The 26,444-nt window shown below is 68.0% G+C and carries 20 protein-coding genes; 11 read left to right on the top strand and 9 right to left on the bottom strand.

The window, feature by feature from the left end; translation table 11 throughout:
• Nucleotides 1-313: 313 nt before the first annotated feature.
• Both MNQ99_RS08685 and MNQ99_RS08680 read right to left on the bottom strand, forming a co-directional pair.
• Entirely contained in the window at nucleotides 314-652 is a 339-nt protein-coding gene (locus MNQ99_RS08685) for a P-II family nitrogen regulator (protein WP_241915146.1), read from the bottom strand.
• Nucleotides 649-1,968, bottom strand: coding sequence for an ammonium transporter (locus MNQ99_RS08680; protein WP_241915311.1), 1,320 nt, complete (start codon nucleotides 1,966-1,968; stop codon nucleotides 649-651). Before MNQ99_RS08680 ends, MNQ99_RS08685 begins: the two co-directional genes overlap by 4 nt.
• A gap of 394 nt (nucleotides 1,969-2,362) precedes the next feature.
• Here MNQ99_RS08680 and MNQ99_RS08675 point away from each other — a divergent pair, with 394 nt between their 5' ends.
• Entirely contained in the window at nucleotides 2,363-3,628 is a 1,266-nt protein-coding gene (locus tag MNQ99_RS08675; RefSeq protein ID WP_241915145.1) for an MFS transporter, read from the top strand.
• 94 nt (nucleotides 3,629-3,722) lie between these two features.
• On the top strand, nucleotides 3,723-4,520 hold the full coding sequence (locus MNQ99_RS08670) for a hypothetical protein (RefSeq protein WP_241915144.1): 798 nt from the start codon (nucleotides 3,723-3,725) through the stop codon (nucleotides 4,518-4,520).
• A gap of 123 nt (nucleotides 4,521-4,643) precedes the next feature.
• Here MNQ99_RS08670 and ftsY read toward each other — a convergent pair whose 3' ends face one another.
• On the bottom strand, nucleotides 4,644-5,861 hold the full coding sequence (ftsY, locus tag MNQ99_RS08665; protein WP_241915143.1) for a signal recognition particle-docking protein FtsY: 1,218 nt from the start codon (nucleotides 5,859-5,861) through the stop codon (nucleotides 4,644-4,646).
• Nucleotides 5,862-5,941: 80 nt separating this feature from the next.
• Between ftsY and MNQ99_RS08660 the strand changes: the two genes are divergently transcribed.
• From MNQ99_RS08660 to MNQ99_RS08650, 3 genes are all read left to right on the top strand, one after another.
• Entirely contained in the window at nucleotides 5,942-7,135 is a 1,194-nt protein-coding gene (locus tag MNQ99_RS08660; RefSeq protein ID WP_241915142.1) for a CHAD domain-containing protein, read from the top strand.
• A gap of 112 nt (nucleotides 7,136-7,247) precedes the next feature.
• Nucleotides 7,248-7,982 carry a glutamine amidotransferase gene (locus MNQ99_RS08655; RefSeq protein WP_241915141.1) on the top strand — a complete coding sequence of 245 codons (735 nt, stop codon included), beginning with the start codon at nucleotides 7,248-7,250 and terminating at the stop codon, nucleotides 7,980-7,982.
• 30 nt (nucleotides 7,983-8,012) lie between these two features.
• Nucleotides 8,013-8,480 carry a GatB/YqeY domain-containing protein gene (locus tag MNQ99_RS08650; RefSeq protein WP_241915140.1) on the top strand — a complete coding sequence of 156 codons (468 nt, stop codon included), beginning with the start codon at nucleotides 8,013-8,015 and terminating at the stop codon, nucleotides 8,478-8,480.
• 52 nt (nucleotides 8,481-8,532) lie between these two features.
• Here MNQ99_RS08650 and MNQ99_RS08645 read toward each other — a convergent pair whose 3' ends face one another.
• Complete coding sequence (locus MNQ99_RS08645) at nucleotides 8,533-9,039, bottom strand: flavin reductase family protein (protein WP_241915139.1); 507 nt, start codon at nucleotides 9,037-9,039, stop codon at nucleotides 8,533-8,535.
• Nucleotides 9,040-9,255: 216 nt separating this feature from the next.
• On the opposite strand from MNQ99_RS08645, the gene MNQ99_RS08640 reads away from it, so the two are divergent.
• Both MNQ99_RS08640 and MNQ99_RS08635 read left to right on the top strand, forming a co-directional pair.
• Nucleotides 9,256-10,545, top strand: a complete 1,290-nt coding sequence (locus MNQ99_RS08640) for an ATP-grasp domain-containing protein (protein ID WP_241915138.1) — start codon at nucleotides 9,256-9,258, stop codon at nucleotides 10,543-10,545.
• Between the two features lie 130 nt (nucleotides 10,546-10,675).
• Nucleotides 10,676-12,712, top strand: coding sequence for a CocE/NonD family hydrolase (locus MNQ99_RS08635; protein ID WP_241915137.1), 2,037 nt, complete (start codon nucleotides 10,676-10,678; stop codon nucleotides 12,710-12,712).
• 132 nt (nucleotides 12,713-12,844) lie between these two features.
• Here MNQ99_RS08635 and surE read toward each other — a convergent pair whose 3' ends face one another.
• From surE to MNQ99_RS08610, 5 genes are all read right to left on the bottom strand, one after another.
• Nucleotides 12,845-13,627, bottom strand: coding sequence for a 5'/3'-nucleotidase SurE (gene surE, locus MNQ99_RS08630; RefSeq protein ID WP_127511591.1), 783 nt, complete (start codon nucleotides 13,625-13,627; stop codon nucleotides 12,845-12,847).
• The gene (locus MNQ99_RS08625; protein WP_241915136.1) at nucleotides 13,624-14,607 is read right to left on the bottom strand and encodes a 1-phosphofructokinase family hexose kinase; all 984 of its coding nucleotides are present in this window, start codon (nucleotides 14,605-14,607) and stop codon (nucleotides 13,624-13,626) included. The genes surE and MNQ99_RS08625 overlap by 4 nt, the downstream gene beginning before the upstream one ends.
• A 299-nt stretch (nucleotides 14,608-14,906) precedes the next feature.
• Entirely contained in the window at nucleotides 14,907-15,617 is a 711-nt protein-coding gene (locus MNQ99_RS08620; RefSeq protein ID WP_241915135.1) for an esterase/lipase family protein, read from the bottom strand.
• Nucleotides 15,614-16,390 (bottom strand): alpha/beta fold hydrolase, encoded by a 777-nt coding sequence (locus MNQ99_RS08615; protein WP_241915134.1) that lies wholly within the window; start codon nucleotides 16,388-16,390, stop codon nucleotides 15,614-15,616. The genes MNQ99_RS08620 and MNQ99_RS08615 overlap by 4 nt, the downstream gene beginning before the upstream one ends.
• A gap of 19 nt (nucleotides 16,391-16,409) precedes the next feature.
• Nucleotides 16,410-20,096 (bottom strand): AAA family ATPase, encoded by a 3,687-nt coding sequence (locus tag MNQ99_RS08610; protein WP_241915133.1) that lies wholly within the window; start codon nucleotides 20,094-20,096, stop codon nucleotides 16,410-16,412.
• A 584-nt stretch (nucleotides 20,097-20,680) separates the two neighbouring features.
• On the opposite strand from MNQ99_RS08610, the gene MNQ99_RS08605 reads away from it, so the two are divergent.
• The 4 genes from MNQ99_RS08605 to MNQ99_RS08590 are packed head-to-tail and all read left to right on the top strand — an operon-like array spanning nucleotide 20,681 to nucleotide 26,437.
• Nucleotides 20,681-21,706, top strand: coding sequence for a 3-oxoacyl-ACP synthase III (locus tag MNQ99_RS08605; protein WP_241915132.1), 1,026 nt, complete (start codon nucleotides 20,681-20,683; stop codon nucleotides 21,704-21,706).
• Nucleotides 21,700-24,468 carry an alpha/beta fold hydrolase gene (locus tag MNQ99_RS08600; protein ID WP_241915131.1) on the top strand — a complete coding sequence of 923 codons (2,769 nt, stop codon included), beginning with the start codon at nucleotides 21,700-21,702 and terminating at the stop codon, nucleotides 24,466-24,468. Before MNQ99_RS08605 ends, MNQ99_RS08600 begins: the two co-directional genes overlap by 7 nt.
• Nucleotides 24,465-25,613: an NAD-dependent epimerase/dehydratase family protein gene (locus MNQ99_RS08595; protein WP_277883614.1), complete on the top strand. Its 1,149-nt coding sequence runs from the start codon at nucleotides 24,465-24,467 to the stop codon at nucleotides 25,611-25,613. Before MNQ99_RS08600 ends, MNQ99_RS08595 begins: the two co-directional genes overlap by 4 nt.
• Nucleotides 25,614-25,621: 8 nt before the next feature.
• A complete protein-coding gene (locus tag MNQ99_RS08590) occupies nucleotides 25,622-26,437 on the top strand; it encodes a serine hydrolase domain-containing protein (RefSeq protein ID WP_241915130.1) in 816 nt (271 codons plus the stop codon).
• Nucleotides 26,438-26,444 lie beyond the last annotated feature (7 nt).

Below are 26,444 nucleotides of genomic sequence, written 5' to 3'. Positions count from 1 at the left end.
TCGGGCTCACAACCCTAGCCGAACTACTCGGCACAGATCAGGCGTCTCCGACCCGGGAGTTCATCAGCTCGGTGCGTGCTTTGGTGCCGGATGCCACAGACATTTTGCGGGGGCCGGATCGGCACCTCTACGGGCTGAACCCAGCCAAGTAACCTCGGCGAGAGGCGAGAATCGGGTGCAAACTGATTCGTCACGCGATTGGCTGGCAACTCGACCAAACCGCGGCATGCGCGCACAGCAAAGCCCGGCTGCCCGGCCGCCACAGGGACGGCCAAAGCAACCGGGCTTTGGAGCGAGCCGGAGGATACGCGGCCTAGATGGCTGCCTCACCACGTTCGCCGGTGCGCACTCGCACGGCTTCTTGGACGTCCACCAGCCAGACCTTCCCGTCGCCGGCATGGCCGGTATTGGCCGTGGCCACGAGGACATCAACGATGTCGTCGGCCTGCTCATCGGAGACCAGCACTTCGATGCGGATCTTGGGCAGCAGGTCCACGGTGTATTCCGCGCCGCGGTAGACCTCGGTGTGGCCGCGCTGCCGGCCGTATCCGCTGGCCTGGCTGATGGTCAGTCCCTGGACGCCGTAGCTTTCCAAGCTGTTGCGGATGGCATCGAGCTTTTGTGGCCGAATGATCGCTGTCACCAGTTTCATGCGTTGACTTCTTCCTTGATGGCGGACCGGGCGCCCGCATTATGCGCGCTGCGGTCGGTGGCCGGGTGCGGGATGAACGTGCCGCCGGTGCCCAGGCCGCCGAACTCGTAGGCGGATTCGGCGTGCTGGGTCAGGTCCACACCGGTGACCTCTTGCTCTTCGGTCACCCGGAAGCCGATGGTCTTGTGGATCGCCAGGCCGATGAGGACGGTGAGCACCGCGCAGAACACCACGGATACCGCCGCCGCCACGGTCTGTGCCCACAGTTGGGCGAATCCGCCGCCGTAGAAGAGGCCGCCGCCGACACCCTCGACCGGCAAGGCGATGAAGCCCAGCGCCAGCGTGCCGACCAGGCCTGCCACCAGGTGGACGCCCACCACGTCCAGCGAGTCGTCATAGCCGAACCGGTACTTCAGCCCGACCGCCAGCGCCGCCAGCACGCCGGCCACCAGGCCCAGGCCAACGGCGCCCACCGGGGATACGTTCGCGCAGGCCGGAGTGATGGCAACCAGGCCTGCAACCACGCCGGATGCTGCCCCTAGCGAGGTGGGGCGGCCGTCGCGGACGCGCTCAATCACCAGCCAGCCCAGCATGGCGGCGGCCGGAGCGGCCATGGTGTTGACCCAGATCAGGCCGGCTTCCTCGGTCGTTGCAGCCGCACCGCCGTTGAAGCCGAACCAGCCGAACCACAGCAACGCGGCACCAAGCATGACCAGCGGAATGTTGTGCGGGCGCTGGGCCGGGTCCTTACCGAAGCCCTTGCGCTTGCCCAAAATCAGGGCCAAGATCAGGCCGGCCACGCCAGCGTTGATGTGCACCACGGTGCCGCCGGCGAAGTCGATTGCCTCTCCGGCCCACGCCCCGATGGCTCCGTCGGCTCCGAGCAGTCCCCCGCCCCAGATCATGAAGGCCAGCGGGCAGTAAACCAGCGTGACCCAGACCGGTACGAAGACCACCCACGCGCCGAACTTCGCCCGGTCGGCGATGGCGCCGGAAATGAGCGCCACCGTGATGATCGCGAACGTAGCGCCGTAGCCGGCACCGATCAGGTCTTCGGTGTTGAGCAGCGACTCAAGGCCGAAGGCGGCGAGCGGGTTGCCGAAGAGCTGAGCCACGCCCTCGCCACTGCTCATGGAGTAACCCCAGAGCACCCAGACCACCGCCACCAGCGCGATCGCGGAAAAACTCATCATCATCATGTTCAGGGCCGATTTGGCCCGTGTCATGCCGCCGTAGAAGAACGCCAATCCCGGCGTCATGAGCAGCACCAAGGCTGCCGAAATCATTACCCAGACGTGACCTGCTGACAGATCCATCTTCACGTCCTCTCGTCCTTCGGCAGGTAGCTTCCCGCCGCTGACTCAAGCCTGACGACGGCGTGTTTCGGCAAACCGGAGCGTGTATTGCGGGCGCGTTACAACAAACCCGCCCAGGTAAAACCGGCTTGTCCGGCTTGTTTCGGCAGTGTTACGGCGGCAGCAAACGCACGACGGCGGTGTCCGCCTCCCACGGCCGACGTGGCACTTTTGGGCGGGCCCCTGCAGCGCACGACGGCGGTGCCCACCTCCAGCGGCGCGTGGCACTTTAGGCGCGGCGCGGCCTGGCTTCTTGAACGCACGACGGCGGTGCCCACCCGGTCATTCGGCGTGGGCCTGTGCCCCCGGCCACTGCCACAATTGACACCGATCCAACCGGGCTAGGCTTGATGACATGCCAGTTTCACGCCGCACGGAGCGCTACATCCGCCTGCCTGGTCTGCAACGTCCGGGCAGGGAGGCGCAAACGCCGCTGCCGCGGGATATCAAGGTCCTGGTCGCGGCGGCTTTTGTGATTGCGCTCGGGTACGGGTTGGTGGCGCCGGTTTTGCCGCAGTTCGCCGCCAGTTTCGACGTCGGCGTGGCGGCCGCCAGCGTCATCGTCAGCGTGTTTGCCCTGGCCCGGCTGGTGTTCGCGCCCGTTGGCGGCGCGCTGGTAGGCAGCTGGGGCGAACGCCGGGTCTACCTCACCGGGCTGCTGATTGTGGCCGCTTCAACCGGCGCCTGCGCGATGGCGCAGGACTATTGGCAGCTGCTGATCTTCCGCGGTCTCGGCGGCCTGGGCTCCACCATGTTCACCGTTTCCGCCATGGCGCTGATCCTGCGGCTGGCCCCGCCGAACGGACGCGGCCGGGTCTCCAGTCTCTACGCGGGCACCTTCCTCATGGGCGGCATCCTGGGACCGGTGGTCGGCGGCCTGCTGGCCGGGTTCGGGCTCCGGATGCCCTTCGTGGTCTACGCCGTGGCCCTGCTCGTGGCGGCCGCCGTCGTCGCCGTCCTGCTGAAGAAGCCCGCGCCCAGGACCGCCGACGACGGACCGGCGCCGGTGGCGATGGATCTGCGCGAGGCGCTGTCGGACCCCGGCTATCGCGCCGCCGTCGTCTCCGCTTTCGCCAATGGCTGGGCCACCTTCGGGGTCCGGATGGCACTGATTCCGCTGTTCGCGGCAGCCGTGCTGGGTGCCGGCCCGGCGACCGCCGGCCTGGCGTTGGCCGTCTTTGCCGTCGGCAACGCGATGGCCCTGACCTTTTCCGGCCGCCTCGCGGACAACGTCGGCCGCCGCCCGCTGGTGGTCGCCGGGCTCACCGTTGCCGGCCTTGCCATCGCAGCCATTGGTTTCATCGATTCCGTACCGGCGTTCGTGGCAGCCTCGGTCATTGCCGGCTTCGGATCGGGCCTGCTGGGGCCGGCACAACAGGCCGCCGTCGGGGACATCATCGGCAACGACCGCACCGGCGGCAAGGTGCTGGCAGTCTTCCAGATGGGCACCGACGCCGGGGCCATCATCGGCCCGGTCCTTGCCGGCATGCTGGCCGACCGGCTGAATTACGCCTGGGCCTTCGGCGTCACCGGAGCGGTCATGCTGGCCTCCGCCCTGCTCTGGCTGGTGTTCGGCCGGGAGACGCTGATGAAGCCCGTCAAGGAAACTGCGGCGGACTGACCCGCGTCAGGCGGCAACGCCACCGGCAATCGCCGTTTCTGCGCCAGACTCGCGCCTGTAGCCAAGGACCGTGTCCACCGCTATTGTCTGACCCATGACCGTCGGGGGACGTATTTTCGCGGTGTTCGCCGTGCTGTTTTGGGCGATATTGCCCGGTTTCGGGCTGATCGATTTGTCCACCATGTTCGTTGAGGATTCCTTCTTCGCCGAGGTTGCGGCGCTGGAGACGAGCTGGGGCGTCCTCACCACCTTCGCGGTGGCCTTGCCGTTCGGCTGGGTGGCGTTCCGGCCGCGGGACGTCTGGCCGGTACTAGCCTTGCTCTGGCTCACGACGGCGGCGCTCCTCGTGGGTGCCTTGCTCGGCTTCAGCTTCGGTCCGGTGGTGATGGCCGGGGTGCTCGGTGCCATGTCCTTGGGCCTGCTGTGGTCCGCCCGGCGCGCCGGAACCCGGTTTGAGAGGCCCCGGCTGTCCGTGTACTGGCCGCTGCTGGTGCTGGCCCTGCTGGCTCTCCCCTGCTGGGCGGCCTACGCCTGGTACGCGCTCGACTCTTCCCGCACCACAGGATCAGAGCCCGAATACTGGACGATGGGCATCGATCACTGGCCGGTCCAGGGTGCCCTGGGCCTGACGCTGGCCGCAGCCAGTTTGCTGAATGCGCTCTGGCCCCCGGCCCGTACCCTGCTGGGGACCGCGCTCGCTTTCAGCGCGGTATCGCTCGCCATCAGCTGGCTGCTCGGTCCCGAGACAGGAGGAAGCGTGGACGTGCAGTGGCTGGCAATCGCCGCGCTCGTCTGGGGCTTGCTGATCGCGCTGCGCACACCGGGCCTTCCGTCCGAACCGGGCGCGCAGCCGGCGAAGCGTCGGCAGAACCTGCGCTCCAGCGCGGTTTAACTCCCCCGCGGTTAAACGCGAAACCCTCCCGCCGGACATCATGCCCGGCAGGAGGGATCGCCGTCGTGCGGTGTGCTCTGCCCTTGGGTTTTTGCGCCGCCCTTGGTTAAGCGGGCTGTCCTGCTAGTTCAGCAGCGCGTCCACGAAGTCTTCGGTTTCGAACGGGGCCAGGTCGTCGGCGCCTTCGCCCAGGCCCACCAGCTTCACCGGCACGCCCAGGCTGCGCTGGATGGCGACGACAATGCCGCCCTTGGCGGTGCCGTCGAGCTTGGTCAGCACGATGCCGGTGATGTTGACGACCTCCGCAAAGACCTTGGCCTGATTCAGCCCGTTCTGGCCGGTGGTGGCGTCCAGCACCAGCAAGACTTCATCGACCGTGGCCTGCTTCTCGATCACGCGCTTGACCTTGCCGAGTTCGTCCATCAGGCCCACCTTGTTCTGCAGGCGTCCGGCGGTGTCCACCATGACCACGTCGACTTCCTGCTCGATGCCGGCCTTGACCGCCTCAAAGGCGACGGAGGCTGGGTCCGCACCATCGACGTCGGACTTCACCGTGGGAACGCCCACGCGCGAGCCCCAGGTGGCGAGCTGCTCGGCCGCGGCCGCACGGAAGGTATCCGCGGCGCCCAGGATCACGTCCTTGTCTTCGGCCACCAGCACGCGGGCCAGCTTGCCCACCGTGGTGGTCTTGCCGACGCCGTTGACGCCCACCACCAGCACCACGGCCGGGCGGTCGGCGTGGCGCATCACGGCCAGCGATCGGTCGATGGACGGGTCCACCAGCTTGATCAGTTCCTCGCGCAGCATGGCCTTGACCTGCTCCGGGTTCCGGCTGCCCTCCACCTTCACCCGTTCCTTGAGCGCATCCACCAGTTCCAGCGTCGGCTCCGTGCCGAGGTCGGCCAGCAGCAGGGTCTCTTCGATTTCGTCCCAGACGTCGTCATCGATTTTGTCGCTTGCGAGCAGCGCCAGCAGCCCCTTGCCCAGCGCGTTGTTGGACTTGACCAGCCGGGCGCGCAACCGGGCCAGACGGCCCTGCACCGGTGCCGGTGTCTCCACCGGGATGGTCTCCAGTGCTGCGGCGTCCTCCGGAATTTCGACGCCGGCCGGCAGCGGTTCCTCTTCCGTGGGCACCCCGATGGGCGGTGCCGTGCCTGTCGGTGCGCGGGGCGCTTCCAGTGTGTCGGTGCCGCCCCCGGCCGGCGGCGCGGCCGGGTCGTTGGCGTCCCGGGTAGTGGTGTAGGTGCCCGGCGGAGTCCTGCGCCCGCGCAGCAACAGCGTTGCCACGAGGCCGATGACGGCGATGGCGATGACTACGTAAATGATGATGGTTGCGTCCACGGGGTCTAGCCTACCGGCCACCACCGCCCGCCGTGCAGCCGCACCGGAGGACCGTTTACCGTCCGCGGTACACTGCGGGCATGTCCACCAAAGGCGGGGATCGGGGCGGCGCCGAGGCTGCACCGGCGGGTCACGAGCAGGGCGCACCGGCCGGTCACCAGGAAGATGCGCTGACTCCGCAGCCGCGTGCCGAGCCGGGGCTCAAAGGCCCGGCCGCCGACATGCTGCTGCACGCCGTCCACGGACATTTTCTTCAACTCAAGGAACTGGCCGGCCCCGCCCGGCGAAACGCCCCTGATGCCGTGCACCAGATGCGCACCGCCACTCGCCGGATGCGCTCGGTCTTGAAGGCCTTCCGCAAGCTGTTGGACCCGCCGCCGAACCGGCTGCAGGCCGAGCTGAAGTGGCTCGCCGGCGAACTGGCTGCCGCCCGGGACGCCGAGGTGCAGGCCGAACGCCTGGGGCGGTTGCTGGCTGTCGCCATCGAGGACCAGACCGACGGCCGGGCCCCGGGCCACGGACAGGACAACGGCGCCGGTGCGGACGAGCAAGATAACGCGCCCGGAACGAAGGAGGCCCCCGGGAACGTCCGCCCGGATCTGGCCCGGCAGGTGGATCGGCAGTTGGATCGGCAGCTGGAGCGGACGGTATTGCCGGGCGCTCCCGGCACCGCACCTGCCGTCCGCCGGCTGAACGCCGAGCTGGCGGAACGGCTGGACGCCGGACACCGGCAGGTGGTGCTGGCCCTCAACGGCAGACGCTACCGCCGGCTGATGACGGACATCGAGGATTGGCTGGACCACCCGCAACTGGCCCCACTGGCCTCCGAACCCGCCCGGCAGGTCGTGCCCCGGCTGGTGGGCCGGCAGTTCAAGCACCTGCGTGCAGCGGCCAACTCCGCCCTCGCAGCCCCGGAGGGCACGGAGCTGGCCGAAGAAGCGCTGCATGCGGCCCGCAAACGGGCCAAACGGCTGCGCTATGCCGCCGAAGCGGCCGCCGTGCTCTCCCCCGTGGACGTCGCTGCCTTGGGCCAAGCAGCCCACGAAATCCAGAGTGTGTTGGGCGAACACCAAGATGCCGTGGTGGCACGGCAACTGCTGCGCCGGGTGGCGGCCAAGGCAGCCTACGAGGGCGAGGATACGTTCCTCTATGGCCGTCTTGACGCCCTTGAACAAGCGGCGGCCCAGGAGGCAGTGTCACAGTTTCAAACGCTCTGGCGCCGCTTTCCCACGGCCAAGCCGAAGAGCTGGGGCAAACCGTGGAAGCCGGCCTGACCGCACGCGGCGGCGGACGGCCCGTCCACCGGCAGCGGATACGGCCTGCCGCATCAGGCGACCGCGCCAACCGCCGTACCGGCGGACCGCGCGGCAACTGTACGATCAACGCATGAAGCCGTTCCTGCTGCTGGCCACACGCGCCGACGACACCGCAGCCGATGAGGAATATGCGGCCTTCGCCCGGTTCGGTGGTCTGGTACCGGACCAACTGCGCCGGGTCCGGCTGGAAGCCGGGCCGATGCCGGCCATCAACCTGAACGACTACAGCGGCATCATCCTGGGCGGCAGCCCGTTCACCTCCAGCGACGACGACGCGACCAAGCCGGCCGTCCAGCTGCGGGTGGAAGCCGAGCTGGAGCAACTGCTGGACACCGTCGTCGCCCGCGATTTTCCGTTTTTGGGGGCCTGCTACGGCGTGGGCACGCTGGGCCGGCACCGCGGCGGAGTGGTGGATCGCCAGTACGGCGAGCCGATCGGGGCAGCGCAGGTGGTGCTGACCGACGACGGCGCCGCCGATCCACTGCTTTCCGGCCTGCCGCGGGAATTCAGCGCCTTCGTAGGACACAAGGAAGCCTGTTCCGTGCTGCCCGCGGGCGCGGTCCACCTGGCCAAATCCGAGCATTGCCCGTACCAAATGTTCCGGCTCCAGAACAACCTCTATGCCACCCAATTCCACGCCGAACTGGACACCGAAGGCCTGCTGACCCGGATCTGGATCTACCGAAATGCAGGCTACTTTCCGCCGGACCAGGCGGAGGCCGTGATGGAGCAGGTGCGCTGCAGGACGGTGTCGGTCCCGCAGCGAATCCTGCGCAACTTCGTCGCCCGCTACGCCACCACCTGACCACCACAACACCGAAGCGAGGAAACTGACATGACTTTGAAAGAACAGCTGCAGGCCGACGTCGTCGCCCATATGAAGGCCGGGAATAAGACGGCGCTGACCACCGTCCGCAATGTGCTGGGCGAGATCACCACCAAGGAAAAGTCGGGCAAGACGCCGGTGGAGCTGGATGATGCCCAGACCACCGCCCTGCTGCAGAAGGAAGCGGCCAAGCGCCGCGACACTGCCCGCATCTACACCGAGGCCGGCGAATCGGAGCGGGCCGCTGCGGAGAGTGCGGAAGCTGAAATCATCGAGGCCTACTTGCCCAAGCCGCTCAGCGAAGCCGAGGTGGCGGAGATCGTGGACAGCACCATCGCCGGTCTCAAGGCCGACGGCGTGGAACTGTCCATGCGGCAGATGGGAGCGGTGATGAAGCCGGTCACCGAGAAGGTTGCCGGCCGCTACGACGGCAAGGCGGTCAGTGAGATGGTCCGCGGGCGCCTGGCCCAGCAGTAACCTCCGGCACGGTTTCGGCGCCGCCCTCGCCGCCTAGGCGGGATGGCCGGCGCTAGGCGGGATGGCCGGCGTCGAAATCCTTGACGTCGCTGAAGGACAAGAGGTCGGTGGCCTCGCTCCCGCGCGTCTCAACCGGCGACAGCAGGAAACCGGTGTGGTCGCCCATGTCCACCTTTTTCACGACCCGCCCCACCATGACCCGCGCCGCGTCCGCCAGCAGCGGAACGTCCTCCGGGCCCGGTTCCCAGTCGCAGCGGGAGAACTTGTCCACCTCGTCACCGGTCGTTTCACCGAAAAGTTCTGCGAGCGCCCGCTGGCGGCGCGCCAGCACATGCACCGCGAGGACGCCGCCCTCCAACGCCACGGGATGGGTGTGGTTCTGCTGCGAGATGCAGACCAGGAACAGTGCCGGCTTCAGGCTGCACTGCGTGGCGAAGCCGACCAGGCAACCGGACCGCGCGCCGCCGCGGCCCACGGCGGTGACCACATACATCGGATAGTCAAAGCCCTTCGCGAAGTCGCTCATGGGCTGTTCCGACGGTGCCTGTTTCTGCGCCATGTCCCCATCATGCCGTAAATCACAGCGGCCCTGCCTGACCCCCTCGACGGCGGCGGGCGTCCGGTCCGGACCCACCCTTCGGCCCTGCTGGCGCCTTGACGGCCTATCTGGTGCGTGGTTGGGTCGAAATACCCCACCCGACCAACCGATCCTTTCCATGGCCTCTGCACCTTGCACCGTCCATGAGGGTCACCACCAACAACGGGAGGCATTAATTTGAAGAACGTTTTTATTCTGGGACTGACCGATTTCCAGGCCGGCGAACTGCAGACTGTCCGCGGAGCCGAGAACTACACTTTCCACAGCCTGCTGGACTACGACCGGCTGGTCGGCGCGCAGGACATCGATTTCCACGGCCTGCTGGAGGCAGCGCGGCAGCAGTTGCGGGAATTCGATGGCAGCGTGGACGCGATCGTCTCGCACTGGGACTTCCCCACCAGCGTCATCGGCCCCATCCTCGCCAAGGAGTACGGCATCGCCGCGCCGACGCTGGAAAGCGTGCTCAAGTGTGAGCACAAGTATTGGAGCCGGCTGGAGCAGCAGGCGTCCATCCCCGAGGTTGTTCCGCAGTTTGCCTCCTTTGATCCTTTCGACGACGGCGCCTTGCAGCAGATCGACATTCCGTTCCCCTTCTGGGTCAAGCCGGTGAAGGCGCACTCTTCCAACCTCGGATTCGAGATCCGCAGCGAAGGAGACTTCACCGACGCCATCCAGCAGATCCGGGCGGAGATCGAACAGGTTGGCGACGCCTTCAACGAGGTCCTGAAGATGGTGGACCTGCCGCCGGAACTGGAGAACGCCGGCGGCAACACCTGCCTGGCCGAACAGTTTGTTTCCGGCACCCAGGCCGCCCCGGAAGGCACCATGTTCCGCGGCTCGTACAACGCCCACGGGGTCTTCGACATGCACAAGGACGCTGCCGGAACCAGCTTCGAACGGCTGGACTACCCGGCGAACAGCGTCCCGGAGACGGTCCAGCAGCGCATGATCGACCTGGCCGAGCGGTACCTGCGGCATGTTGGTTTCGACAACGGTTGCTTCAACGCCGAATTCATGTGGGACCAGGCCGAGGACCAGCTCTGGCTGATCGAGGTCAACACCCGCATTTCCCAGTCGCACAGCGATCTCTTCGCCAAGGTGGACGGGGTATCCAACCACGAGGTCGCCATCGACATTGCGCTGGGCGTCGAACCGTCCATGCCGCACCGCAAGGGTGAATTCGCCGTCGCCTCCCAGTGCATGGTCTTCCACGACGACGACTCCATCGTGACCCGTGTCCCGGACGAACAGGACATCGCCCGGCTGGCCAAGCAGATCCCGCACGCCAATTTCACCCTGCAGGCGCAGGTGGGAGACCGGTTGTCCGAACTGCCCAACCAGGACAGCTACCGCTACGTCGTCGGCATCCTGTATCTGGGCGCCGATGACCGGGACCAGCTGGTGGAGCGCTACAACGCAGCGGTCGACTCGCTGCCGTTCGAGTTCGAGCCCGTCCCCGCCGCCTAGTCCCCTGCCCTGTGCCGGGCCGCAGCCACGCGGCCCGGCACACGCGCACCCGGTGCAGGCAGACAGGTGCAGGTACACCCGGTGCGCACCGCCGGTGCAGACAACAGTCGAAAGGAGCACTGAGCACTGCATGAAAACCATCGAGAACTTTCCGCACAAGGTCCGTGCCATCGAAAACGTCTTCATTCCCATGCGCGACGGCGCCCGGCTGGCGGCACGGATCTGGATGCCGAAGGGTGCCGAGCAGCTTCCGGTGCCGGCCATCCTTGAATACATTCCGTACCGCAAGCGGGACAACTCCCGCGGCCGCGACGAACTGAACCATCCGTACATGGCCGGCCACGGCTACATCAGCGTCCGGGTGGACATGCGCGGCAGCGGCGATTCCGACGGCGTGATGACTGACGAATACCGGCCGCAGGAACACGAAGACGCCGAAGACGTCATTGCCTGGCTGGCCGACCAGCCCTGGTGCGACGGCAAGGTGGGCATGATGGGCATCTCCTGGGGCGGATTCAACAGCCTGCAGATGGCCGCCCGCCAGCCTCCGGCGTTGAAGGCGATCATCAGTGCCTCGGCCACCGACGACCTGTACGTGGACAACATGCATTACATGGGCGGCTGTCTGCTGGCCGACAACCTTTCCGAGGCAACCGTGATGTTTGCCTTCAACAGCCTGCCGCCGGACCCGGAAATCGTCGGCGACAGGTGGCGCGAGATGTGGCACGAGCGGCTCTCCGGCAGCGGCCTCTGGCTGGAGACCTGGCTGGAACACCAGACCCGGGACGAGTATTGGAAGCCGGCGTCGGTCTGTGAGGACTACTCGCAGGTGAAGATCCCGGTCATGGCCGTGGGCGGCTGGGCGGACGGCTACACCAACGCCATTTTCCGCCTGATGGAGAACCTGGATGTGCCGCGCCAAGGACTGATCGGCCCCTGGGGGCACAAGTACCCGCATCTGGGCGTGCCGGGTCCGGCCATCGGCTTCCTGCAGGAAGCGGTGCGCTGGTGGGACCACTGGCTGAAGGACAAGGACACCGGCATGATGGAAGAGCCGATGGTCCGGGCCTGGATGCAGGATGCGGTCTCCCCCGAGCCCTCCTACGAGGACCGTCCCGGCCACTGGGTTGCCGAACCGTCCTGGCCGTCGCCGAACATCGAGAACCAACGCTGGCAACTGGGCCGTTATGGCCTGTTCCCGGAAGGCTCACCGGTGGAGTCGGGCGGCGGCGTTGATCTGCTCTCGCCGCTGAGCGTGGGCATGTTCGCCGGCAAGTGGGCTTCCTACGCGGCACTGCCCGACCTGCCCTCCGACCAGCGCGAGGAGGACGGCGGCTCACTGGTCTACGAGACGGAACCGCTGGAAAGCGACCTTGAAGTCTTCGGCCGGCCGGTCGCCGCGTTTGAGGTGGCCTCGGACAAGCCCGTCGCCCAACTGGTGGTCCGGCTCTCCGATGTGGCGCCGAACGGTGAGGCCACGCGGGTCACCTACGGACTGCTCAACCTGACGCACCGCGACGGCAGCGAGCAACCTCAGCCGCTGGAACCCGGCGAGCGCTACCGGATCGAAATCCCGCTCAACGGGCTCGCACAGTCGTTCCCGGCCGGACACCGGCTGCGGCTGTCGGTCTCGACGTCGTACTGGCCGCTGGTGTGGTCGGCGCCGGAACCGGCGACGGTCACCATCTTCTCCGGCGGCACATTGGACATCCCGGTGCGCCGGCCGCGGGCTGACGACGGCGAGCTGCGTCCCTTCGCGGAACCCGAGACGGCCCCGGAGCTGGCCACCACTCTGCTGAACCCGGGCAACCACCACTGGCGGACCATCCGCGATCTGGAGACGGGCACGTCAACGGTGGAGATCATCAACGACCAAGGCCGCTTCCGAATCGACGAAACCGGCACGGACATCAAGCGGGTGAGCAACGAGTGGTACAGCTCCCGCGGGAACGACGTGAATTCGGTCCGCGGCGAAACCCAGACCATCCGCCGCTACGAACGCGGCGACTGGCGGATCGAGGTGCAGACCCGGACGGTGCTGACCTCCACGCCGACGGATTTTGTGGTGAACGCGCAGCTGGATGCGTACGAGCTGGACGAGGACAAGGGCAACCCCCGCGTCTACTCGCAGAACTGGCAGCGCAGCATCCCCCGGCAGCTGGTCTGACCTCGCTCAGCTGATCAGGGCTCAGCTGATCAGGATCTGGGTCGAAGACTCCTTGAGCTTCGCATTGGCCCAGCATTTCCCTGTCCACCCGCACCGGCCAGTCCTGCCCCGCGGTGTGCGGGGACTGCTTTTTTAGGAACGACGCCGGTCCACGGCTGCGGAGAAGTCCGGCAGGTTGCTTTCGGTGACCGGCTGGATTCCGGTGACCGTGGCGAAGCCGGCGGCCAGCAGCGCGAAGTCGCTCTCCGGCGGGGCCTGCTCCTGGCTGTCCGCGATGGCCAACCGGAGATGGTCTTCGCCCCGCTCGGCCACAGTGGTCTGAACGATGCCGAACTCGGCGAGCGTCGCCGTCCTAAATTCGGGCAGCTCGGATCCGTCCACGTTTGGCACGTTGAGGTTCAAGACGGTGCCCACCCGCTGGTCCATCAGGTACGGCAGCAACCCCGTGGCCAGCACGGCGGCGGTTTCCCAGTTCAAGTGCGCCGGGTTCAGCCCGGTGTCCAGCGAAACTGCCATGCCGCGTCCGCCGTTCACTCCTGCGGTCAACGCGGCGCCAACGGTGCCCGAGTGCAGGATCACCCGGCCCACATTCGCCCCTCGGTTTACACCGGAGAGGACCAGATCGGGCCGGTCGCCGAAGGCACCGTGCGTGGCGATCATAGAGATGAATCCGGGGCTGCCGTGCACGGCAAAGGCCGGCACCGACTCGAGCCCTTCCAGCGTCCGCTGCTCAACCCGGATGCGGCCCTCGTCTTCCCACGCCGTAATGGACGCACTGCTGCCGCTGGCTTCGGCGACCGGGGCCGCGACAGTCACGTTCAGCCCGGCCTCCAGGGCGCCGGCGGCCAGGGCATGCAACCCCGGAGAGTCGATGCCGTCGTCGTTGGTAATCAGCACCATCTTCGGCGTCTTCATTGTTTCCACACCTTTCGGGCCAGTTCCTCCGGGCTCGCCTGCTGGTCAGCGGCCGGCTCCTCGGCCTGATACGCCGAGACGGTCACCAGCTTGGTCAGGTTGCGGATGGCGCCCTCTTCGCCGGTGCCGAGGCCATGGCGGGTGACATTCAGTGCGCCGGCGGCAGTGCCCAGCACCACCGCCTGATGCATGGTCCCGCCGTCGGCCAGCGTGGCGGCGACTCCAGCGGTCAGTGAATCCCCCGCGCCGTGGGTATCCACGCTCTGCATCTCCGGTACGCGGATCTCGCTGAGCTCGTCCTCGTGCAGCATCAGCGACGGCAAATGCGCCCGGGTGACAATAACCGTGCCGGCACCTTCCTCGTGCAGGGCGTGCATGGCCTCGATGATCGCCTCCGGTTCGTCCGAGGCGGCACGCCCGCTGTCCGTGAGTTCGTCGTCGGCAATCTTGGCCACGCTGACGCCGCCGGCGAGCGCCGCGGTGAGCCGGTCGCCGGTCAGGTCGGTGATCACCCGGCAGCCCGCGGTGCCCAGGTCGGCGGCAAGTCTCCGGTAGACGTCGGACGGGACGGCGTCTTCGCGGACCGCCCCGCTGAGGATCACGGTGCCGGCTTCCATACCGGCCTTCAGGGTCTGCCCGTAGAGTTCGTCCAGGTCGTGGCGGGTGAGCTTTTCTCCCGGGTTCTCGGCCACCAATTCCCGTTCGCCGGCCCGCCGGTCGTGGATGTAAGCCCCGCTGCTGCCCTGCCCCTCCACCGGTATCACCTCGACGCCTTCATCCTCTATCAGATGCCGGATCACGCTGCCCGTTTCACCTGAGAAGACGGCGCACATGGTGACGGACGCACCCAGCCCGGTCAGCATCCGGGCCTGCCAGACGCCTTGCCCGCCGGCATGCAGATGGATATCGGGGCGGCCGTCAACATCCTCCACGGTTACGGTCAGTCCCGGCGACGGGGCGAAAACTACTACCGAACCCATCGCGCACCTCGATCCAAGCGGCTTGTCCGGCTGATCGTCATGCCTGCCTCCTTTGCTCGGGCAGTCAACACGGCAACGCCGCTGCCCAGTATCCGTCTGCAGTGGTCCTTGTCTTCGACACTAACGCGGGACAACTGGCCGGACAATGGGCGAACCGCCCGGTGGTCGTCCGGTCTCTACTCGGCGCTGGCGCGCCTCCATCGACCACCGACAGCCCCGGTGGTCGACCAAGCGAGCGCCAGCGAGCGCGTGGAGACCCGCGCGCCGCACCTTGAAGAAACGCTCCGACCCGCCGGCGGCTAGGACGGCATTGTTCCGGCCAGCACCTGGTCGATGATGTCGTGAACGCGTTTCTCGGCAAGGATTTTGAAGTGCCCGGTGCTTTCCAGCCGGATGTTCACGCCGCCTTCCAGCCAGCAGCCGCCGGGAATGTGCGGGTCGAAGGCGCTGTAGGCGGACACGATCCGGTGGTTGACGTCCAGGTTCGCCAGCAGCTGCCGCAGCATCCGGTTCTTCGGCGAAAACGCCCGGACCATCGGCGTCACGGCATACGCCGCGTAGCGGGAACCCGAAAAGGGGGTCCCGATGGCCACCATCCGCTGCACTCGCCCGGCGGACTCCGCCGTCGTCATCAAGAGTTTGCCGATCAGGCCGCCCTTGCTGTGCGCGATAATCGTCACGTTCTCCAAGCCGTTCCCACGCAGGTAGTCGCCCACGACGTCCGCCATGCGCGCGACGCTGCCGACGTTGTAACCCAGCGGCTCGACCACGTGCACCGGATGCCCGCGGTCGTGGACATGCTCAATCAACGGGAGCATGAAGGTCCAGGACTCGTAAATACCCGGAATAACGACGACGGGGCTCGCGCCGTGCGCGGCGTCCCCCCGGTACTGTGCCGGGTCGGCTCTCGCGAGGAATCCGCGGACATGATGCCGGCCGAGATAGATGTAGTCCTCCAGCCAGCCCAAGGCCCGCCGCAGCACCCGGAGCAGCCGCTGCAGCCGGTTCACGATCGGTCGCCGACGGCGGCGTCCCCGCCCGGTCCAGCCGGAGCCAAGCACAGCTGCGCCACGCGGTCGGGTGAGCGGAACATCATGACGTGCCCCTCACCGTCTATGTTGTCCACCGTAGTTCCGGGCAGGGCCTCAGCCAGCTCCCGACACCAAGACAGAGGCACGATCGGGTCCCGGCTGCCGCGGATGATCCGCACCGGCACCCGGACGCGGGCGATCCGGTCCTCCAGCTTCTGGTAGAGCATCGCCGGCAGCGCGGCGAAGTACCAGCGTGGGCCGCAGCGCAGGTAATCGGCGACTACAATCGCGTCCACGGCCAGCGGTTCCCGGAACGCGTCCTGGAACAACCGCCAGCCTTGCTTCCAGGGGTTACGCTCGCGCCGATTAGTGGTCGGTGCCAGCAGTACCAGTGCGGTGGCCGCTTCCGGATGCAGCAGGGCCAGCTCAGCGATGACTTGGCAGCCCATTGAGTGGCCCACCAACACTGCCGGACCGATCCCCAACTCCTCCATAGCGTGGTGAACCATCTGCCCCAGTTCCACCAGATCGAGGGCCCGCTCCGGCTCGGGCAGCCCGCCGTAGCCCGGCAAATCGACCAGGTGGACGGTGCCATGCCGAGCGAGTTCGGCTGCGAGGGGTTCGAAGTAGCGGGCGGACACTCCGATTCCGTGCACCAGCACGAACGCTTCCGGGCCGGTGCCGACGGTTCGGACCCGAAGCCGGCAGCCGTCGACGGTCAGCAGCTGCACCGTTTCCCCCGGAATCTTCACCTTCGCCTGCCTTCCCGCCTCAGTCCACCAGTGCCTTGGCGTGCTCGAGCCGCTGCGAGATCACGGTGGTCACGCCGTCGCCGCGCATGGTCACGCCGTACAGTGCGTCGGCCACTTCCATGGTGCGCTTCTGGTGCGTGATCACAATCAGCTGGCTGGATTCGCGCAGCTCCTCGAAGATGGTGATCAGCCGCCCCAGGTTGGTGTCGTCCAGCGCGGCTTCCACCTCGTCCATCACGTAGAACGGCGATGGGCGGGCCTTGAAGATCGCAACCAGCAGTGCCACCGCGGTCAGCGAGCGCTCCCCGCCGGAGAGCAAGGACAAACGCTTGATCTTCTTGCCGGCCGGCCGGGCCTCCACCTCGATGCCCGTGTTAAGCATGTCCTCCGGATCGGTGAGCACCAGCCGGCCCTCGCCGCCCGGGAACAAGCGGCCGAACACCCGCTCGAACTGCACGGCGGTGTCCCGGTAGGCCTCGGTGAAGACCTGTTCCACCCGCTCGTCGACTTCCTTGATGATGTCCAGCAGGTCCTTGCGGGTGGCCTTCAGGTCCTCCAACTGGGTGCTCAGGAACTGGTGGCGTTCCTCCAGCGCCGCGAACTCCTCCAGCGCCAGCGGGTTGACCTTGCCCAACGCGGCCAGGTCGCGTTCGGCCTTCTTGAGCCGCTTCTGCTGCTCCTCGCGCACGAACGGAACGCCCTCGACCACGTCGTTGCCCTCTTCGTCCACCGGAGCGCGCAGCGCGGCCCATTTGTCGGTCGACGCCGCAGTGGCGACCGGTACCGGCTGATCCGGCCCGTAGTCGGCAATCAGATGGTCCGGAGTCAGGCCCAGTTCTTCGATGGACCGGGTCTGCAGCGCCTCGATTTTCAACCGCTGCTGGGCCCGGGCCAGTTCGTCGCGATGCACGGTGTCCGTCAGTTCGCGCAACTCGGCTGCGAGCGCGTCGGTGGACGAGCGAACGGTGGACAGCTCAGCCTCCCACGCGGCGCGCACCTCTTCGGCCTCGTCGCGTTCCCGTTCAGCCAGATCCACCGAGACGTCCAGCCAGGCCAGCGCCTTCTGGGCACCCTGGGCCACGGCGGCGGCCTTGGCCGCCTGCAGCCGGCGCTTGCGGGCACGCTCTGCGGCCTGTGCCCGGGCATGGCGTTCGGTCGCGGCGGCGCGTTCCAGCGAGGCCGCCCGGTTGCCGATGGCCGTCAGCTGTTCCTCGCCCGACCGCAGCGCCAGCCGGGCTTCCATTTCCACTTGGCGTGCCTGGGTCGCCGCGGCGGCAAGCGCATCCCGCTTGTCGGGGGACGGTTCGGCTTCAGCCGGAGCGTCCTCGGCGGCCTGTGCCGCGCCCAGCCGTTCGGTGATTTCGGCCAGCTTCTGCTGCTCGGTCACGATGTTGGCTTCGGCGGCAGCCACCAGCTTGGCCAGCCGTTCGCTCTCGCCGGTGGCGGACCGCAGCGCGGAGCCGAGCTGTCCCAGCCGTTCGGCGACTGCCGCCAGCCGGGCATCGGAATCATGTAGCTGTTCCAGGGCGGCGTCGGCCCGCAGCTTGGCTTCGTCACGGCGCGAGGTTGCGCCGGCGATCGCAAACTTGGCCCGCTCGCCCCGGGCCGTGGCGGCCTCCAGCCGCTGCGCGGTCTCGTCCACGGCGGCCTGGACTTCCAGCAGGCTGGGGCCGCCCGCAGAGCCGCCGCGCGCCGAACAGGACGTGAAGATGTCACCCTCGCGGGTGACCGCAGTCAGCGCCGGGTCGGCCGCAATAACGCGGGCGGCGGCCTGAAGGTCTTCAACCACGACGACGGCGGCCAGCAGCGCACGGACGGCGCCCTCGACACCCTGCTTGGCCTGGACCAAGCTGTTCGCCGGAATCGCCCCCTCCGAGGTCTCCACGCGGTCGCTGGCGCTCCCTTGGTCGACCACCGGGGATCGGTCGCTCGCGCCGGTGGGCGATGGAGGCGCGCCAGCGCCGAGTAGAGACCCGGCGACCACCGGGGATGGCGAGCCGGCGATGAGCAGGTCCACTTGGCCCGCGTCGTCGGCCTTCATCAGCTCCAGCGCCCGGACGGCGGCATCCGGGTCGGCCACCGCAACGGCTTCCGCCAGCGGCCCCAGGGCGGCGGCAACGGCGGTCTCGTAGCCCGGCTCCACGGTGATGAGGTCCGCCAGCGGGGCGAGCACGCCGTCGGTGCCGGAGGCCAGCAGCGTCTCGCTGCCGTCCCGCCGGTTCAGCCCGACTTCAAGTGCTTCCTTGCGGGCGGTCAGGGCGTCGCGTTCCCGTTCCGCCTCGCGTTCGTCGGCCCGCAACTGCTCCAGTTCCGCTTCGATCTCGGCCAGTTCGTCGCTGGCCTCCTCATAGGCGGCGTCCAGGCCTTCTTCGCCTTCTTCCACCCCGGCCGCCTGGGATTCGAGTGCGGTGAACTCGGCCTGGGCGTGGCGGCGGCGTTCTTCCCCCTCGGTGATCGACGTGCGGAGCCGGCCCAGCTCCGCCTCGGCAGACTCCACCCGGGAGCGTGCCGCCCCCACCTGGCCGGCCAGCTTGGCCAGCCCTTCGCGGCGGTCGGCCGCGGCCCGCAAAATGTTGGTCAGCCGCTTCTCTTCGTCCTGCGCCGCCCGCTCTGCCGCCGCGCGCGCTTCGATCGCGTCGTCCAATACCTCACGGCGATCTTCGAGCTCGAACTCCAGCTCGGCCTGCTCCTCGCGGACTTCGGCCGCCTGCTGCTCCAGGATCTCCGGGTCCCGTCCGCTGTCCGGCTCCTGGTCGGCGGAGCCGAGCAGCCGCCGTCGTTCATTGGCAAGGCTGGCGAGGGCACGGAAGCGTTCCCGCGTGGACGAGAGCTGGTACCAGCTGTCCCGCGCGGCGTTGAGTTTGGGCGTGGCCTCCGCCGCCAGCCGCTCCAGCTCGGCCAGCCGGCTGCGGCCTGACGCCAGGGTCTTCTCCACCTCGGCCTGTCGGGATTTCAGTGCAGCCTCGTCCGCCACCTCCTGCTCCAGCGAGGTGCTGAGTTCCACCAGCTCGTCGGCCAACAGCCGGGCCCGGGCATCGCGGACTTCGAACTGCACCTGCTGGGCCCGGCGGGCCACTTCGGCCTGCTTGCCCAGCGGTGTCAGCTGGCGGCGGATTTCACCGGTGAGGTCGGTGAGCCGCTGCAGGTTGGCCTGCATGGACTCCAGCTTGCGCACCGTCTTTTCCTTGCGGCGGCGGTGCTTGAGGATGCCCGCGGCTTCTTCCACGAAGCCGCGCCGGTCCTCCGGGGTGGCGTGCAGGACCTTGTCCAGCTGGCCCTGGCCAACGATCACGTGCATCTCCCGGCCGAGGCCGGAATCCGAGAGCAGTTCCTGAATGTCCAGCAGCCGGCAACTGCTGCCATTGATGGCGTATTCGGAGCCGCCGGTTCGGAACAGGGTGCGGGAAATGGTGACTTCGGAGTATTCGATCGGCAGGGCGCCGTCGCTATTGTCGATGGTCAGCGAGACGTGCGCGCGGCCCAACGGCGGCCGGCCCGCGGTGCCGGCGAAGATGACGTCCTCCATCTTGCCGCCGCGCAGGGTTTTGGCGCCTTGTTCCCCCATCACCCATGCGAGGGCGTCCACCACATTGGATTTGCCCGACCCGTTCGGACCGACAACAGCGGTGACGCCGGGCTCGAAGTCGAAAGTCGTCGCCGACGCAAAAGACTTAAAGCCCCGCACAGTCAGAGATTTAAGATGCACGTTGTGTCTCCCGCGGCGGACGTTTCCTTGAAACAATCTACCGTGTGCACCGCGTATTCCACGGCACCACGGCCTTGTCCCGCCGGACAAACAGGTGTAGTACCTAGCGGAGGTGGCCGGTCTGCACAGGCCATGGAGAACTAAGCCCCCGGGCCCCAGATCGCGGCGCTCGGCTGGTCGGTGCTTCTTTACCTTCTCGGATACATCCCGATTGTCCATGCCTCTGATTTCCGATATAGCTATGGGCCCGCAGTCGCCTGCACTCTGGCCGGAGTGCTCTTCATCGCAGACCGGCGCTTGAACAAGAAACCGCCCGATGGTTCTCCTACCCCTGCGAGTGAATCAGGGCGGGCTGTGGGAACACGCTTCGGGGTCACCGAATAACTGAAAGGGTGTCCGAAACACGTCTAAAGCTTGGTCAAAAACGCGTCGCGGAGCAGTAGCAGAGAGAATTGCCACAAACCAATGCCTTTGTCCGTATGTGCGGAACGTTGGCGCGGGGTGCATAGTTAAGACTTCGGGTGCCCATGCCGGATTCTCCGTGTACAGGTGACCGTCCCCGACAGACGAATAAAGGCTGGATATTGATCGGTAACGCGACGTTTCGACATGACAACGCGGCTTTGCTGGCCGTCTCGAGCGTAGAGGCGCCGGTAGCCGTCACTTCCGCTGAGTTCGACGAGCGTCTCGCCCCCAGCCTGAAGCGCCTCAAGCTCTCCCGGAAGCTGCTGGAACGTGTTGCCGGCGTGACCGAGCGCCGCTGGTGGTCACCCGGTTCATCCTTCGACGACGCCGCGATCGAAGCCGGCGCCAAGGCCCTGGCCGAAGCCGGCGTGGAGCCGGGCCAGATCGGCCTGCTGATCAATACGTCCGTGACGCGCAAGAACCTGGAACCTTCAGTCGCGGTGAAGATCCACCACGGACTGGGCCTGCCGTCGTCGGCCATGAATTTCGATCTGGCCAACGCCTGCCTGGGCTTCGTCAACGGCATCACGCTGGCCGCCAACATGATCGACTCCGGCCAAATCAAATATGCGTTGATCGTGGCGGGCGAGGATGCCCAGCCCACGCAGGAGACCACCTTTGAACGCCTGAACCATCCGGATTCCACCCGCGCCGACTACCTGCGCGAATTCGCCACGCTGACATTGGGCTCGGGGGCCGCCGCAGCCGTGATCGGCCCCGCCGACGCCCACCCCGAATCACACCGGATCCTCGGCGGCGTCTCCCGTGCCGGTACCGAGCACCACGAACTCTGCGTCGGCGGGCCGGCCGGCATGTTCACTGACACCAAGGGCCTGTTGGAAAACGGGCTGGAACTGGTGGTCAGCGCTTGGCACGAGGCCCACCGCGACGGCTGGAACTGGACCGCGATGGACCGGTACGTCACGCATCAGGTCTCCACCTCGTACACCAACGCGATCATCAAGGCTGTCGACCTGGTCCGCGAGCGCGTGCCGATCACCTTCCCGAAGTGGGGCAACGTGGGGCCGGCCTCGCTGCCGATGACGCTGGCCCAGGAGTCGCAGACCCTGAGCAGCGGCGACCGGGTGCTCTGCATGGGAGTGGGCTCCGGCCTGAACACCACCATGATGGAGATTGCGTGGTAGCCAAACCCCTCTGGCCCGGAGTCGACCCGGCCTGGTCCCGCCGCGTCCGCGTCCCCTCCACCGCCGCGGTGGATCCGGCCGGCAACGCCCACACGTGGCACCTTTTGGACAACGGCCCGCAGCTGGCCGAAAGCGGAATCGAGCCGGCCGGCACCCTGCTATGCGTGCACGGCAACCCGACCTGGTCCTACCTCTGGCGCACCCTGCTGGCCGCCGCCGGCGACGCCGTGGCGCCGTGGCGTGTGGTCGCCGTCGACCAGCTGGACATGGGGTTCTCCGAGCGCACCGGGCGTTTCCGCCGGCTGGAAGACCGGATCACGGACCTGGGCGACCTGACCGCCGAACTCGGCATCACCGGTCCGGTGGTCACCGTCGGGCACGACTGGGGCGGCGTGATCTCGCTGGGCTGGGCCACCCGGCACCGCGGCCAACTCGCCGGCGTCGTGCTGACCAACACCGCCGTGCACCCGGCTGGCTTCGGCCTTCCCGCCCCGCTGAAACTCGCCCTGCACCCGGCCGTCCATCAGTGGGGTACGACGACGTCGGCCGCCTTCCTGCGCGTCACCCACGCCTTGGCGCATCCCCCTTTGGAAAAGGACGTCAAGGACGCGTTCATGGCACCGTACCGGCACGCCGCCCGGCGCACAGGGGTGGGCAACTTCGTTGCGGACATCCCGGCCGACGAGAGCACGCCCAGCTGGAACACGCTGAACGAGGTGGCGGAGGGCATCCGCACCCTGGATGTTCCGGCGCTGATCATGTGGGGCCCCAAGGACCCGGTCTTCTCCGACCGCTACCTGCGCGACCTGATGGACCGGCTGCCGCACGCGGACGTGCACCGCTTCGAAGGCGCCGGCCACCTGCTCCCCGAAGACCGCGACTTCGCCACCCCGCTCTTCACCTGGCTCGCCGCCCCGGTGGTCGACCGAGGGAGCGCCAGCGACCGCGTGGAGACCCGCGGTGGTCGACCAAAGGCTGCCAGGCCTGCGCGGAGATCCGTGGAGACCCGCCCCGGGACCTTCCGCCCGATGCTCGCTGAACTCCACGAACGCCGCACAGACAACTCCCCCGCCGTCGTCGACATGGCGCCCCTGGCCGCCCCCGGCGCCGGACCGCGGACGCTGACCTGGGCCGAACTCGCCGGGCAGGTGGATCTGCTGGCCGATGGACTCGCCGGAATCGGTGTCAAGGCCGGCGACCGGATCAACCTGCTGGTCCCGCCCGGCATCGAACTGACCAGCCTGATTTACGCCTGCCTGAAGCTCGGCGCCGTCATCGTGGTGGCCGACGCCGGACTCGGACCGGCCGGGCTCAGCCGCGCCATCAAGGGCGCCGGCCCCCAGTTCATTGTCGGCATCGAACGCGCCTTCGTTGCCGCCCGGCTGTTCAACTGGCCCGGCCAGCGCATCAGCGTCACCGAGATGGGCGAGGCCAAGCGCAAGCTCTACGGGATCGCCCACACCGTGCCCGAACTGGTGGAAGCAGCCGCGGCCGGCCCGGCGGCCGGTCGGTCTCTACTCGGCGCTGGCGCGCCTCCATTGACCACCGACGCGAGCGCCCCGGTGGTCGACCAAGCGAGCGCCAGCGAGAGCGCGGAGACCCGCGTGGCGCCCCCCGCCCCCGACGACGACGCCGCCATCCTCTTCACGTCCGGCTCCACCGGTCCGGCCAAGGGCGTGGTCTACACGCACCGACAGCTGGCGGCCATGCGGGACACGCTGAAGGACACCTACGGGCTGGAGGCCGGCACGTCGCTGGTGGCAGGCTTCGCGCCGTTCGCCCTGCTGGGCCCGGCCCTCGGCGCCACGTCGGTCACGCCTGACATGGACGTCACAGCACCGAAGACGCTCACCGCAGCCGCCCTGGCCGACGCCGCCGCCGCGGTGGACGCCACCGCCGTGTTCGCGTCGCCGGCCGCACTGGCCAACGTCCTGGCCGCGGCCGACGGACTGACCGACGAACACCGTGTGGCGCTCTCCAGCGTTGAGCTGTTGCTCTCTGCCGGGGCGCCGATACCGGAACCACTGCTGGCCAAGGTGCAGTCGCTGGTGCCGTCTTCCACCCTGCACACGCCCTACGGCATGACCGAGGCGCTCCCCGTCACGGACATTAGCCTGGACGGCATCCGCGCCGCCGGTTCCGGTAACGGCGTCTGCGTCGGCACCCCGGTGTCCGGAGCCACGGTGGCCATCGCCGCGGTCGCTTCGGACGGCAGCGTCTCCGACCAGCCGACCACCAACCCCGGCGTCACCGGCGAGATCCTGGTCAGCGCCCCGCATGTGAAGGACCGCTACGACCGCCTCTGGATCACCCAGCGGCACAGCGCGTCCGTGCCCGGCTGGCACCGCACCGGCGACGTGGGTCATCTCGACGCCGAGGGGCGGCTCTGGGTGGAGGGCCGGCTCGCGCACATCATCACTACTGCTTCCGGCGTCGCCACTCCCGTGGCCGCCGAGCAAGCGGCGGAAACGCACGACGGCGTCCGGCTGGCTGCCGTCGTCGGCGTCGGTCCGTCGGGTGCCCAGGTACCCGTTGCAGTGGTGGAAACGCTTCCGCCGGCCACCAAGCCGGGAACCGCGCCGCGTGCGCTCGGCGAGCAGGTGCGCGCCGCCGTCGAACGCTCTACTGGTTTGGATCTGGCGGCGGTGCTGGCGGTGCCCGAACTGCCCACCGACATCCGGCACAACTCCAAGATCGACCGGGCCAGGCTGGCCAAATGGGCGGCCAAGTCGCTGGCCGGCGGACGGATCCGCAAGCCATGAGCAACAACGAACCGGCGAAGGACCCGACTCTACTCGGCGCTGGCGCGCCTCCATCGACCACCGACAAGAACCACCCTGTGGTCGCCCCAGCGAGCGCCCCGGTGGTCGACCAAGCGAGCTCCAGCGAGCGCGTGGAGACCCACGACGAGCCCAAAACCGTCCTGGTCACGGGTGCCAGCGGCATGCTCGGCGGTGCCGTTGCGCGGCTGCTGCTGCAGCAGGGCCACCGGGTCCGGACCTTCCAGCGCCGTCCGGTCGACATCGGCCCCGGTGCCGAGACGGTGTTGGGCTCGTTGACCGATCCCGACGCCGTGGCCCGGGCCGTGCGGGGTGTGCACGCCGTCATCCACTTGGCCGCGAAGGTCTCGTTCACCGGTGAGTGGAGCGAGTTCGTGGCCACCAACATCGACGGCACCCGCACCCTGCTGGCCGCGGCCAAAGCCGCCGGAGTGCGCGACGTGGTGTTCGTTTCCTCCCCGTCCGTGGCGCATTTCGGTGAAGCGATCGCCGGAGCGGGCGCCGGGACCGCTGATCCGAAGCGGGCCCGCGGCAACTACGCCCGGTCCAAGGCCGCCGCCGAACTTCTTGCCCTCGCGGAGGACTCCCCCGGCTTCCGGGTTGCCGCCATCCGCCCGCACGTTGTGTGGGGCCCCGGCGATACCCAGTTGGTGGAGCGTGTGGTGGCCCGGGCCCAGGCTGGCCGGCTGCCCCTGCTGGACAACGGCGCCGCCTTGATCGACACCACGTACATCGACAACGCCGCCGCGGCAATCGTCCGGGCACTCGACCGGATGGACCAGGCACATGGCCAGGCGCTGGTGGTCACCAACGGCCAGCCCCGTCCGGTCGGCGAACTGATCGCAGGTATTTGCGACGCCGCGGGCGTGAAGGCGCCCGCCTGGTCGGTTCCGGGCTGGCTGGCCCGGGGCGCCGGTGCCGCGATCGAGGGTGCCTGGACCGCTGCCGGAAAGCGCGGACTGGTCAAGGACGAGCCGCCCATGACCCGGTTCCTGGCCGAGCAGCTGTCCACGGCGCATTGGTTCGACCAGCGCCGCACGCGCGAAGTGCTCGACTGGACACCCGACGTCAGCATCGAAGACGGGCTACGCCGGCTGGCAGCCCACTACCGCCGAACGGCAAGCTAGGAGTAACTGTGGAGAGCGTCAAGCTGATCGAGTCGTGGCCGGCGGACAACGCGGCCACCGCCGTCGTCGGCGCGGACGGCACTGTCCTGGCCGCACACGGCGACCAGCAACGCCGCTTCCCGCTGGCCTCGGTGACCAAGCTCCTCAGTGCCTATGCCGTGCTGATGGCTGTAGAAGAAGGCGCGCTGGAACTCGATCAGGCTGCGGGGCCGGAGGGTGCCACGGTACGTCATCTGCTGGCCCACTGCGCCGGCTACGACTTCGGTGACCGCACCATCCGCTTTACCCCCGGAGCCCGGCGGCTCTACTCCAACGCCGGCTTCGAGGTTCTCGGCGAAACGTTGGAATCCGCCACGGGCATGAGCTTCGCCGAGTACCTGTGGGAAGGCGTGCTGGCGCCGCTCGGCATGGCGGACACCAGTTTGGACGGCTCGCCCGCCGCCGGCGCCACCTCCACCGCCGCTGACCTGTCCCGCTTCGCCGCCGAACTGCAGAGCCCCTCGCTGCTGGCCCCGTCCACGCTGCAGGAAGCTACTCAGCTGGCCTATCCCGGTTTGTCCGGCGTGCTGCCCGGCTTCGGACGCCAGCAGGACAACGACTGGGGCCTGGGCTTCGAAATCCGCGATCACAAGGAGCCGCACTGGACCGGGACGAACAGCTCGCCCAAAACCTTTGGCCACTTCGGCCAATCCGGCACCTTCCTCTGGGTGGATCCCGACGCCGGTGCCGCCTGCATCGCGCTCACCGACCGCGCTTTCGGCCCGTGGGCAGCTGAGGTCTGGCCGAAGTACACGGACGCAGTGCTAGACGAACTGCAGCGCTAGCCTGCTA

Origin of the sequence: Arthrobacter sulfonylureivorans (assembly GCF_022637435.1) — a bacterium.
GTDB classification, from domain to species: Bacteria; Actinomycetota; Actinomycetes; order Actinomycetales; family Micrococcaceae; genus Crystallibacter; species Crystallibacter sulfonylureivorans.
This window is presented reverse-complemented; position numbering and strand designations above follow the sequence as displayed.

What these genes read in the sequence shown, in the direction of transcription:
- MNQ99_RS08685 (WP_241915146.1), bottom strand. Translation starts at nt 652, where the DNA reads ATGAAACTGGTGACAGCGATCATTCGGCCACAAAAGCTCGATGCCATC.
- MNQ99_RS08675 (WP_241915145.1), top strand. Translation starts at nt 2,363, where the DNA reads ATGCCAGTTTCACGCCGCACGGAGCGCTACATCCGCCTGCCTGGTCTG.
- MNQ99_RS08625 (WP_241915136.1), bottom strand. Translation starts at nt 14,607, where the DNA reads ATGGGTTCGGTAGTAGTTTTCGCCCCGTCGCCGGGACTGACCGTAACC.
- MNQ99_RS08650 (WP_241915140.1), top strand. Translation starts at nt 8,013, where the DNA reads ATGACTTTGAAAGAACAGCTGCAGGCCGACGTCGTCGCCCATATGAAG.
- MNQ99_RS08670 (WP_241915144.1), top strand. Translation starts at nt 3,723, where the DNA reads ATGACCGTCGGGGGACGTATTTTCGCGGTGTTCGCCGTGCTGTTTTGG.
- MNQ99_RS08635 (WP_241915137.1), top strand. Translation starts at nt 10,676, where the DNA reads ATGAAAACCATCGAGAACTTTCCGCACAAGGTCCGTGCCATCGAAAAC.
- MNQ99_RS08595 (WP_277883614.1), top strand. Translation starts at nt 24,465, where the DNA reads ATGAGCAACAACGAACCGGCGAAGGACCCGACTCTACTCGGCGCTGGC.
- MNQ99_RS08655 (WP_241915141.1), top strand. Translation starts at nt 7,248, where the DNA reads ATGAAGCCGTTCCTGCTGCTGGCCACACGCGCCGACGACACCGCAGCC.
- MNQ99_RS08660 (WP_241915142.1), top strand. Translation starts at nt 5,942, where the DNA reads ATGTCCACCAAAGGCGGGGATCGGGGCGGCGCCGAGGCTGCACCGGCG.
- MNQ99_RS08680 (WP_241915311.1), bottom strand. Translation starts at nt 1,968, where the DNA reads ATGGATCTGTCAGCAGGTCACGTCTGGGTAATGATTTCGGCAGCCTTG.
- MNQ99_RS08645 (WP_241915139.1), bottom strand. Translation starts at nt 9,039, where the DNA reads ATGGCGCAGAAACAGGCACCGTCGGAACAGCCCATGAGCGACTTCGCG.
- surE (WP_127511591.1), bottom strand. Translation starts at nt 13,627, where the DNA reads ATGAAGACGCCGAAGATGGTGCTGATTACCAACGACGACGGCATCGAC.